Here is an 11779-nt window from a genome sequence, read left to right on the forward strand (position 1 = left end):
GCCTATCCCGCGAGACCGCGGAAGTACGCGTACACGTGGAGTACCTGCAGCAGCAGCGGCAGCAGGGCGATCACCGCGACGATCTCCACCAGGTCGCCGAGGTGGCCCCAGACCGGAAGCAGCCGGGCACGCGGCAGCCGCCAGGCACCGACCAGCAGCAGGACAGCGGCGGCCAGCAGGACCGCCAGGGCGGCCGCCCGCCCCGCCGCTCCGGCGTGCGCGGCCCGCACGACGACGATCCCCAGCCCGTACGTTCCGGCCAGGACGGCGGGCACCCGCTGGAGGGTGCCGTTGGTGCCACGCGCGCGCAGCAGTACCGCCAGGCTGAGTACGAGAGGCAGCAGCCATCCCGCCCACTCGTGCTCGTGCACCGCGAGCAGCCACAGCGAGACCGCCCAGACCAGCGCCGACGCGATGCTGATCGCGTCGAGGCAGGCGGTGGCGACGCGGACCCGGTCGGAGACCTGAGTGCCCGTCTCCGGCTCGATGTCCTGCTGGAGTTCCTCGGCGTCGTGCGGCAGCCGGGGCACGCGCAGCCGGGCCGTACGCAGGGCCAGCCGCGGTGCGGCGTGGCCGAGCAGGAACAGGGCGACGGCGACCACTGCGGCCGCCCGGTCACCACGCAGCGGGACGCCTTCGGCCAGTCCGGCCCCCGCCGCCGCGGCGGCCGCGGTCAGCAGGAAGGCGCCGGGTACCACCAGCGGCAGTGCACGCAGCGCGAACAGCACGCCGGACAGCGCGATCACGCATCCTGCGCCGAGCAGCACACCTGTCGGTCCCGGGGTGTGGCCGCCGGCCGGACTCTCGCGCAGCGTCGTCCCGGCGAGGCCCGCGAAGCCGAACGCGCCGAGCCCGGCGACCAGGACGCTGTTGCGGTCGGCGCGCAGCCAGGCCGTCGTCGCGCAGGTGATGCCGAGCACCACGGCGACGACACCGGCGACGGGAGCCGTGCGGTGGTCGACGCCCCGGCCGAGCAGCGCCGCGGCGAGGCCGGCCAGAGCCAGGCACGCCAGGACGAGGGCGAGGTTCCGGGTGAGTTCGGGGCGCCATCTTCCCAGCCCGTCGCCGACAGTGCGTGCGACGCCGTCGGCGAGGTCGTCGAAGTGGACGGCGGGCAGCGGCGAGTCGGCCGGGCGCAGGTGCAGGATGTCGCCATGGCGCAGGCCGGCGCTCTCCGGGGTGGTGTCCGGCGCGAGGGGTTCCTCGCCGAGCCGCTGCAGGACCCACGCGGTGCCGTTCGCGGCGGCCGCGTCGGGAAGGCGCTTGAGCAGTAGCGGGATCAGGGCGGACACCGAGGTGGTGACCGGCACGGACAGGTCGGCCCGGCCATCAGGAGTCTCGACGGTGACGCGGCAGACCTCGGTCGGCCTGCCCGTCAGCGGTGCGGCCGTGGTCATCGTGCTCCTGTGGGGACGGGGCCCGCCGGCACGAGGCCGGTCTGGACGAGCCTGACGGTGCGCCGGGTGACGAGCTGTGCCCGCCCGGGCGGCAGGGTGCGGGGTCTGGCCTCACCGATGAACTTGCCCTCCTCCTTGGGGTAGGAGAACAGCAGCGCCGGGTTGCCCAGCTCCCACATGCGGCGGATCAGCGGGTCCATCACGGAGCGCATCGCGCCCGAGGTGCTGCGCGCGACGATCAGGTGCAGCCCGATGTGGAGGCCCTGTGCGAGCAGCGGCACCAGGGGGCTCATCGGCGACGGCGAACCGGGCGCGCCGACGAGGAGGTCGTAGTCGTCGACGAGGACGAACAGCTGCGGACCGGCCCACCAATCACGCTTGTCCAGCTGCTCGGGGGTCACGTCGGCGCCGGGCAGCCGCCCGTCCACGGAGGCCGCCGCGCTCTCGGAGAGCCTGCCGAGCCCGTCGCTGTCGACAACGTAGCCGACGCGGTAGCTCTCGGGCACCTCCTTGAGCAGTCCGCGTCCGGGGTCGGCCAGCAGGATCCGGGCCTCCTCGGGGCCGTAGCGGCTGGTGACGGCACGGATCGCCAGCCGCAGGGCGTTGGTCTTGCCGGTCTCGCCATCGCCGTAGACGAGCAGGTGGGGGGTGGCGCCGAAGTCGTGCCAGAGGGGGGCGAGCCGCTGCTCGTCCCAACCGAGGCAGAACTTCAGGTCGCGCGTGTCCGCGGGCGCCGGAAGCCGGCGGGCGTCCAGGGCGGTCGGGAGCAGGCGTACGCCCGGGGCGTTGCCGCCGTTCCAGAACGTGCCGATCTCGGCCACCGCGGCCTTGGTCGCGGCCGTCAGGTCGTCGGTGCCCGAGGAACTGTCCAGGCGGGGCAGCGCGGACAGGAAGTGGTGCCCGGCCTCCGTCAGGCCCCGGCCGGGCTGATGGGGCACGCCGGCCGCGGCCCGGGTGCCGACCTCGGACTCCATCGCGTCGCCCAGGCGCAGTTCCAGCTTGGTGCCGAGCAGATCCCGCACCCGGGGCCGCACTTCGGACCACCGCACCGCCGACACCACGATGTGCAGGCCGAACGACAGCCCGCGGGCCGCGAGTTCCATCACCCGCTGCTCCAGGTCCTCGAAGTCCTGACGGAGCGTGGCCCAGCCGTCGACCACCAGGAAGACGTCTCCGTAGGGGTCTTCGACCACGCCGTCGGCGCACAGCGCCCGGAAGGCGGCCATCGACTCCAGCCCCCTGGAGGTGAACAGCTGCTCCCGCTGCTCGACGAGCTGGGAGAGCTCCTCGACAGTGCGCAGGACCCGGTCGCGCTCCAGGCGGGTGGCCACCGAGCCGACGTGCGGGAGGCCGGCGGTGGACACCAGGCCGCCGCCGCCGAAGTCCAGGCAGTAGAACTGGACTTCCGCGGGCGTGTGGGTCAGCGCGAGCGACAGGATCAGGGTCCGCAGCAGCGTCGACTTGCCGGTCTGCGGCGCACCGACGAGACCGATGTGCCCGTCGGCCCCTGAAAGGTCGGCAACCAGGAGTTCGCGCAGCTGCTCGAAGGGCCGGTCCACCAGCCCCAGCGGTACCCGCAGGGCGCCTTGGACACGGGGGTCGGCCGCGCCCATGCCGCGCTCGGGGTCAGGGACGATGCCGGGAAGCAGCTGGTCCAGGGCGGGTGACTCGGACAGCGGGGACAGCCACACCTGCCGGGCCGGGGGTCCGCTCTCCTCCAGCCGTCCGACGAGGATGTCGAGCAGGCTGTCGTCCCTGCTGTCGCCGCCGTCGGCGGCCGTACCGGCCTCGGTGCCCTGGTCGCGCCGTGCTCCCTCGGCGAGGAGGAGCAGGGCCGCCTGCTCCTCCTCCGCGCGGGCCGAGGCGAGCCGGCCCTGCTGCTCCAGGCCGAACGCCGTCACTTCGAGGACGGCTCCCTCCCGTCGCACGGCTTCCTCGGGGCCGGGGGGTGCGGGAGCGGCGCCGGAGACGTACGCGGCCTTGAACCGTACGAGGTTGGTGGTGTCGACCTTGAGGTAGCCGTTGCCGGGGGCGGAGGGCAGCTCGTAGGCGCTGGAGGCGCCGATCACGCTGCGGGACTCCATGGAGGAGAAGGTGCGCAGCGCGATCCGGTACGACAGATGGCCCTCGACCCGGTGGATGCGCGACTCGTCCAAGCGCTGGGAGGCAAGCAGCAGGTGGACGCCGAGGCTGCGTCCGAGACGGCCGATCGACACGAACAGCTCGACGAACTCCGGTTTGCCGGCGAGCAGTTCGGAGAACTCGTCCACGATGATCAGCAAGGACGGAAGCGGGGCCAGCGTGGCGCCCGCACCACGCGCCTTCTCGTACTCGTAGAGCGAGGCGAAACCGGCTTCGCGCAGCAGCTCCTGGCGGCGGATCATCTCGCCGTTGATCGAGTCCCGCATGCGGTCGACGAGGGGCAGCTCGTCGGCGAGGTTGGTGATGACAGCCGAAGTGTGCGGCAGCCGATCCAGGTGGAGGAAGGTGGCGCCGCCCTTGAAGTCCACCAGGACCAGGTTGAGGATCTCCGAGGAGTGGGTTGCGGCCAGTCCCATCACGAGCGTGCGCAGCAGCTCGCTCTTGCCGGAGCCGGTCGCACCGATCAGCAGCCCGTGCGGGCCCATGCCGCCCTGCGCGGACTCCTTGAGGTCGAGTTCGACGACCTCCCCGTCCTCGGTGACGCCGATCGGCACCTTGAGCCGGGCGTGCTGGGCCAGCCGCGGGCGCCATGTGCTGTGGACGTCGAAACGGCGCACGTCACGGATGTTGAGCATGGTGGTCAGGTCGAAGTCGGACTCCAGCGGACGGTCCACGAGATCGACGCCACCGCTGGTGCGCATGGGGGCCAGGACACGGCCCAGGGTCTCCGCCTCCGTGGAGCCGAGCCGGTCGGCAAGGCCGGAGGCGATCTCGGTGTCGACGGGGAAGTCGACCCGGTCGCCGTGGACGGCGAGCCGGAGGACCTTCGGGCCTCCGGGTACCGCGCCGGTGAGATCGAGCAGCACCACCCCGCGTATGCCGGCGCCCAGCAGCCGGGAGGCGGCGGGAATCTGCACGCCTTGGGCGACGACCACCGTTAACGGCTCGGCGACGCTCGGCGAGGACTCGGGGTCGTGGTCAGGGCGGTCGCGCACGTCGGGTCCGAGCAGGCCGAGCAGCGAGTCGTGGTCGCCGGCCGCCAGTCGGACAGGTCCCGCACCGTCCTCCTCGTGCGGATGGGCGTTGTGCGGAAGCCATTTGAGCCAGTCCCACTCGCGGTGCGCGCCGGCATCGCCGAGCACGGCGATCCGCAGTTCGTCGGGGGAGTGCAGAACCGCGAGCTGGCCGAGCATCGCGCGGGCCAGGGCGAGTGCACCGTCGGTCTCACCGGTGAACTCCACGCTGGTGAAACGCTGCAGCGACACGGGCACGGGCAGCAGGGGCACCGTCTGGTGCGCCTTGGTGAACCGGCGCAGCGAGATCGCGCACAGCGGCTCCAGGTCCTCCACCGGCCTGGTCTGCGGCGGCACGAACTCCAAGGCCGCGCGGCGGGTGCCGAGTCCGATCCGGACGCGGGCGAAGTCCTCATGGCCCGGACGGCGTTCCCACAGACGAGGTCCCCTGGCGAACGCCCACAGATCGCCGGGTGCCGGGTTGTCCCACATCAGCGCCGCACGCTGCCGCTCGGCCTCCTGGCGGGCCTGCTTGCGTTTCTGGCCGAGGTAGCGCAGGTAGTCCCGTCGTTCCGCCCGCATGCGGCGGCGCCGGTCCGAGCCCTGGCGGCCGACCTGTGTGAAGGTCATGCCGACCATGGCGATGCCCATCATTCCGGACATCAGGTAGGTGGACGGCCCTGCGTTGCCGACCGAGAACATCATCACCATGGCCCCGGTTCCCAGGCCCATGGGGAGGTACATCATCACCGAGCCGAAGTCGGCGCCGGCCGGCTCTCCGAGCACGGGAGGCTCGGCGAGTTCGACCTGCCCCTCCGGCATGGGCGGGCCTTCGGCGCGCGGAGCGCGCTTGGCAACTGCGGTGCTCACCCTGCTCTCCCGCTTCCTGCTCTCTCTACGGCCTACGGCCTGCTGACCTCGTCTGGAGCCTAGGCAGAGCACCTTCGGCCACCCCGCCCCCGCGGGCGTTTTCCGCCCCGGGAGGCAGGCAAGTTGGCCGAACGGGCAGACCCGGCACACGCACGCCGCACGGGTGCGGCCGCGAGGATCGAGCTGCCGGGCCGGAGGCCGCGCGGACAGCAGCGCGCGCAAGGCTCCGCGGCGGTCCTGACGTCGGAAGGAGACCCGGCCCCGAGCCCGGCTGGGGAACGGTCATGACCGGCCCATGAAGCCAGGAGGCCAGGAAGGATCCCGCTCATCTCGGCCAAGTGCTCCCCGTACGACCGGCGGCCGGAGCTCGGGACGACCACCGCGGTGACACCGGTCGCGGCCGGCATGACCTCCCGCCAGGTCCGCGGGTAGCCGTGCAGCCGCACGAGGGCCGGGTCGTGGCCGCCGGCCGCGAGGCCGAGCGCCTCCGCGGTCCCCAGAGACAAGGAAGTTGTGCTGACTGGCAACAGCAAGGGCGCGACTCACAGGGACTCCTCCTGACCACGGCGAGGTCGACGGCCGCGACCGGCGCCGGAGGCGGCCTGTTCGGTGTCGTCATGGCCGTCTTCGATCACGCGCCGGTCGATCGTGCTGTGCCCCAGAACATCACCCGGGCCGTCCCGTTCGCACCGGGGTCACCCCCCAGCCCTCGGCGAACACCGGCACCCCAGGGCGCGGTGGGATGCCGGCGTCCTTCAGGATTTTTTACCGCGGTCGGCCTCCGCGGTGGGGTCGGGATCGGGCGGCGTGCCGGCGGGTGACCTGGTCACGGTGCCGGCGCAGGACCGTGTCCCGGGCGCACCAGTAGCCGCAAGCGCCGAAGAACACCCTTCGGGAGGCCGTGCAGGAGCGCTGCCAGAAATGCTCGATCGCCCGCTGTGAATCCGCCCCGTCGCCCGTTCAGCTGCCGCGCCAGTACTGCTTCACGGCATCGGGACTTGAGCCCGTCCAGTTCTGCCTTCATCTGAACGGGCTGTTCGCACGGACCAGAAGTCGGTCCGTGCGAACAGCCCGTTCAATCAGGAACGATGGTCACGACTCGGTTCGTCAGGCCACCTTGACGCCGGACCCGAGGGTCCACTTCTGGTTGGCGCCTCCGTTGCAGTTCCACAACTCCAGGCCGGAGCCGTTGGGGTTGGTGGCCCCGGTGACGTCGAGGCAGAGCCCGGACTGAACGCCGGTGATCGTGCCGTCGGAGTTGACGTTCCACTGCTGGTTGGTGCCGCCGTTGCAGTCGTAGATCTCAACGTGCGTACCGGCGGTGGTAGCGCCGCCGTGGGCGTCGAAGCACTTGCCCAGCACCTTCAGCGTCTTGGCCGAGGAGCTGTAGGTGATCTTCTGGTTGGCGCCGCCGTTGCAGTCCCACACGGCCATCTGAGTGCCGTTCACCAGGGTGCTGTTCGGGTCGTCGGCACAGCGGCCGGAGAGGCCACTGGTCAGGTTGCCGCCGACCGGAGTCGAGGAGCCGGACGGGGTGACCTTGAACAACGCGGACTCGTGCGGGGCCAGACTCCGGCTGACGGAGTTGGTGAGGGTCTCGTTCGACTTGCCCCAAAGGTTGCGCACCGTGGCGGAACCGCTGAACCCGAGGTCGGAGAAGTTAGCCGTCACCGTCGCGTTGCCGGCCCGGTCGGAACGGTTGAACAACGCCACCGTGTAGCTGCCGTCCGGGTTCTTCTGCCTCGTGGCCCACACCTGCAGGTCGTTGTTGTTCGAGATCTGGCTCGCCACCACGGAGTCGGTCTGGTTGACGTTGGTGACCTCGGCGTTCTTCAGCATGTTGAGGTCACCGGCGTCCAGGTTGGTCAGGTCGCTCCCCAGCATCATCACCGACCGCGTGATCGCCCACAGAGTGATCTGGCTCTGCCGCTCGTTCACGGTCAGACCATTGTGGTCACCGTTGCCGACTTCGATCGAGTCCGGGTCGTTCCAGCCACCCGGACCGGCGTACTGCCCCCACTGAGCCAGGTTCGCCCAACGGGGCCCGACGTTGCTCCAGGTGGTGAGGGTCGAGCAGTAGCACTCGATGTCCCCACCCGTCCGCCAGCTGTTGGAGTACTGCTGCCAGGTCTTGATGTTGTTGATGTCCAGGGTGTTCGACAGGCCCAGGTGGATGGTGCGGCCGGTCTGGTTCAGCGCCTTCGACCAGGCGATGACGTCGTTCTGGTCGCTGGTGTGCACGCCGTCGATCTTGATGTAGTCGACCCCGTAGGAGGCGAACAGGTTCGCCCACGAGTTCACGAACGCCTGTGCCGCGGTGGGGTTCTTGTTGTAGTCGATGAAGTACATGACATCGCCGAACCCGCCGTAGTTCGACTCGAAGGTCGACGTACTCGAGACGATGTCCCGTGCGTGGTACGACGTGCCCTCGATCGGGGTGTTCTGGTCGTACGCCGCCTTCGGGATGCCCGGCGTCACGTACATGCCGAACTTCTCACCCAGGCCATGGATGAAGTCGCCCAGGTTCTTCATGCCGTCCGGGAACTTGCCGGTGTCGACGACCCAGCGACCGTACTGATCGACGGTGGTGCCGGGGTTCTTGATGTAGTAGTCGTCCAGGTTGATGTACTTGTAACCCGCAGACATCAGGCCCGAGTCGTGCATCGCCTGAGCCTGGGCCTTGATCTTGGCCTCGGTCGGGTTGTTTCTGATGGAGCTCCAACTGCTCCAGCCCATCGGCGGCGTCCGCGACGCACCGTTGTCCTGGGCTTGCGCGGGCGGCGAGCCCGCCAGGGTGGACATGAAGAGCGACGACACCAGGGCAACCGTCGCGACGAGCGCGCGCTTGGACATGACTCTCCTTCGAGTCGGTTCACTTCCCGTCAGGTGTTTTATACGGTTCCGTATTGAGCCCTAGTGTTCGATCAGGTGTCAATACATCCACCCAAGTGAACGTGATCGGACAGATTAATTCAGTTGCGGACGGCCACGGCAGCTGTAGTTCGTTGATCGGTGGGTCTGGCCAAGTGGTTGCTGCGGCGGTGATGTTGCAGCGGCGGTGCGCTTGGGCGGCCTGGCCCAGACTCTTGCTTCCGAGCGGGACAGGCCGGGAGTTTCCCGGCACGGCTGTGAGCTCCTCGTCGTCGCGGGGCACGGAGGAGTACGCGGTCCAGGTGCCCGCGGGGGCCAAGGTGCGGTTGGCGCTCCATGGTCCGCTCGGCGAGCTGGCGCCGGCGTACATGGTGTCGTCGGTGATCCAGCCGGTCGGGCTGGAGCCGAGGACGAAGCACCGGCGGCCGGATTTCACATCGCCGGCGCCTCGTGGCCGGCCACGGTGGCCACGTTGGCGGCCACCGAGAGGTAGTCGGCGGCGTTCGTCGGAGAAGCTGGTGCGTAGCGTGCTGTCGTGCTTGTTTCTCGGTCAGGGGCTCTCGGAAAAAGAGCACAGAAGCAAACAGCCCACGGCGGGAGAGTGCGCAGCTGCGCGACGCGTCGACAGTGACCTACGGCGAGCAGTGGCCGCTCCCGGGGCGTCCAGGCGGCGACGGTCCCAAAAATCTCATATATGAGCGGGGATGACAGTAGGACTCCCGCATGCGCTGGTCAAGGCATCCGCCGATTCTCCAGCTCGACAGGGAAGACGGACGTACGCGTTCTCTTCGCCGGGTCCCTGGTGGCCGAGGCTCATGTCGGGGGCGCGGGGGAGGGGCGTTCGGCCCTGCGGGTGCCTATAAATCATCCGGCCTGGTCACGCGGCATGGTGGTACTGGTGGAGTGTCCCGCCGAGTCGGTCTCGTCGATGGACTTCGAGACGTCTGATCTGTGCTGGTTCGTTGAGTGGGTGGGAGAGTGGTCGGAGTGGAGCGGCTTGGTCCAGGGCCCGGTGGGGTCTGTGCCCGTTGTAGAAGGTCTCGAACTCCTCGAGTGCGTGGAGGAGGTGGCTCTGGCGCCAGATCAGGGTTCTGTCGAGGAGTTCGTGCCGGCAGGTCTGTATCCAGCGCTCCATGATGGAGTTCATGCGCGGCATCCGGACACCGCTCTTGACGATCTCGATTCCGGCGTCGGCGAGCAGGGCGTCGAAGGCGGCGGTGAACTTGGAGTCGCGGTCGCGGATGAGGAACTTGGCTGTGCTGCTTGCGTCTTGGAGGTCCATGAGGAGGTTGCGGCCGAGCTGTACCACCCACCCTGCGGTGGGGTGTGCGGTGGCGCCCAGGATCCGGATGCGGCGGGTGGAGTGCTCGATGACGGCGAAGACGTACAGGCGCGCCCCGGTCAGGGTGCAGCTCTCGAAGAAGTCGCAGGCGAGCAGGGCGCTGGCCTGGCCGCGCAGGAAGGCGGCCCAGGTGGTGTTCTGGCGTTCCGGAGCCGGTGGGATGCCGTGGTCCTTGAGGATCTCCCAGACGGTGGACGCGGCGACCTTGATGCCCAGGGCGGCGAGCTCGCCGTGGATGCGCCGATACCCCCACGAGGAGTTCTCGCGAACCAGACGGAGGATGAGGGCGCGGATGGAGCGGACAGTGGGTGGTCGTCCGCGCCGCTTGGGTGCACAGGTCGCGGCGTGGCGCCGTTTGAGTAGGTCGCGGTGCCATCGCATGATCGTGTCGGGACGTAGCAGCAGCAGGAAGTTCCGGAGCTTGTCCGTCGGGAGGTGATGGAGCAGGCCGGAGAGGATCACCCGGTCGGTGTCGGTGAAGGTGGGCTTGCCGACCTGGCTTTGGAGAACCAGCAGTTGATGCCGGAGGGCAAGGATCTCGATGTCATTGTCGCGATCGCACACCGGTAGCAGGCGAAGGACGGCGAAGGCGTTGGTCGCGGCGAGATAGGCCAGGCGCGGGAGCACGATAGATCATGATGCCTCGATGCCGTGCGCAGGTGCAGACATCGAGGGCCAGCAGCAGACCAGCGATCAAGGCCGTGACCTGGGCGGATGATTTATCGGCACCCACAGTGCCGCAGCGGGGAGCAGAGGACGCTGAGTTGCTCGTGCTCGGGCATTAGCTTGATCTTTATCGTCGGCGGCCGTAGTGCACTTCGAGTGATTCGGCGCGTTTGGCGGTTTTCCCCGGTGTGTGGCGGGGTGCTCTCGTAGGGTTGCTCGATCCGCGGGGGCGTCCTGGGCCGGGGCGGGAGGGTTTTGGCGCTGCCGCGGGGCGGGCGGTCTTCGCGTGGATGTTGCGAAACCCTCGCCGGACCCGGGCGGGTGTCAACTTGCGGGAGGGAAGCGGGCGTTCCCATGGGCGGCGCAGGTCCGTCGCGGCTGGTCGGGCGAGCCACAGTTGGGTGTGTGCGGCGATGATGAGCCTCGTCCACAGGTCCGCGCTGGTCGGGTCGCGGAGCTTGGGCACGGTCCAGCCCAGTGTCTGCTTCATCAGGCGGAAGGTGTGTTCCAGGTCGAATCTGCGCAGGTAGGCCTGCCACAGTTGGTCGACGTGGGAGGGGTCGGCTCCGGTTCGGGAGGACCACAGCCACACCGGGTCGGGATTGCGTCCGCCGGGCAGGTGCTCGACAGTGAGGCGGATCACGAGGCCGTGCAGGAGGGGGAGTTCGACGTTCTGGTCGGTGATCCAGGCCGAGCGGCGGGTGAGCCGGGGGTGGAGCCGGTCCCATGCCTGGGCGGTCGCGGTGCCGTTGCGGGTGGTGTCGGTTCGGGTCTCGGTCTGCGGGTCCCCCCAGGTGGTGGGCCTGGCCAGGGCGAACGGGGCGCCGTGCATGCGGGGGCGGCCCGGCCGGGGTGCCGCGTTGTGCGGGGCGGGGGTCACGGGCCAGGACGCGGTCCGAGCGGAGCCTGCCGCATACCTCCACGGGCAGGTCGGCGAGCAGGAAGGCCAGACGGGCCAGGTCGTAGCCGTGCCCTTGCCGATAACCTCATCCACCCTGGTCAGAACCGGTGTGCCGGGATCTCCGTCCCGTCGGATACGGAGGCTGCCGTAGTGCTCTGGCGGGGATGACGATCGCCTCGACATGATGATCACTCGTGCTGTTGAAACTCGCCTACCTCAGCGTGTCGAGCGTGTTCGCGATGCTGCGCCTGCTGCCGATGAGCGACCGGGACAAGGACGTCGAGATCCTGGCACTACGCCATCAGATCGCCGTACTGGAACGGCAACTGGGCGGGCAGCGAATCCAGTTCGATCCGGGGGACCGGGTTTTTCTGGCGGCGTTGCTGCACCACCTCCCGAATCAGGCGCTGCGCCGCATGCGGCTGCTGGTGCGGCCGGACACGGTCCTGCGCTGGCACCGCGGAGGCTGTCAAGTTGTGTGTGTGCGTTGGGGTATGACCTCGTATGGTCGGGCTCCGGCAGGGGTTACTTTTGGTGATCTTGCTTGATGTGGGTCAGAGGGGCAGTCGGTCGGGGA

Annotated in this window: 5 protein-coding genes and 1 pseudogene; 1 reads left to right on the forward strand and 5 read right to left on the reverse strand. The window is 69.5% G+C overall.

Annotation, left to right across the window (positions count from 1 at the left end; genetic code table 11):
• Positions 1-2 precede the first annotated feature (2 nt).
• From eccD to NFU81_RS21500, 5 genes and pseudogenes are all read right to left on the reverse strand, one after another.
• Positions 3-1397, reverse strand: a complete 1395-nt coding sequence (eccD, locus tag NFU81_RS21475) for a type VII secretion integral membrane protein EccD (RefSeq protein WP_251492315.1) — start codon at positions 1395-1397, stop codon at positions 3-5.
• The gene (eccCa, locus tag NFU81_RS21480) at positions 1394-5422 is read right to left on the reverse strand and encodes a type VII secretion protein EccCa (protein WP_422665245.1); all 4029 of its coding nucleotides are present in this window, start codon (positions 5420-5422) and stop codon (positions 1394-1396) included. Before eccCa ends, eccD begins: the two co-directional genes overlap by 4 nt.
• Before the next feature lie 1107 nt (positions 5423-6529).
• Positions 6530-8275, reverse strand: a complete 1746-nt coding sequence (locus tag NFU81_RS21490) for a glycoside hydrolase family 27 protein (protein WP_251492317.1) — start codon at positions 8273-8275, stop codon at positions 6530-6532.
• 895 nt (positions 8276-9170) lie between these two features.
• Positions 9171-10262 (reverse strand): integrase core domain-containing protein, encoded by a 1092-nt coding sequence (locus tag NFU81_RS21495; protein ID WP_251492319.1) that lies wholly within the window; start codon positions 10260-10262, stop codon positions 9171-9173.
• 166 nt (positions 10263-10428) lie between these two features.
• Positions 10429-11269: pseudogene (locus NFU81_RS21500) on the reverse strand (NF041680 family putative transposase); the annotation flags it as partial.
• A gap of 127 nt (positions 11270-11396) precedes the next feature.
• On the opposite strand from NFU81_RS21500, the gene NFU81_RS21505 reads away from it, so the two are divergent.
• Positions 11397-11750, forward strand: coding sequence for a hypothetical protein (locus NFU81_RS21505; protein ID WP_251492323.1), 354 nt, complete (start codon positions 11397-11399; stop codon positions 11748-11750).
• Positions 11751-11779 lie beyond the last annotated feature (29 nt).

Source organism: Actinacidiphila cocklensis, from assembly GCF_907177275.1.
Taxonomy (GTDB): domain Bacteria; phylum Actinomycetota; class Actinomycetes; order Streptomycetales; family Streptomycetaceae; genus Actinacidiphila; species Actinacidiphila cocklensis.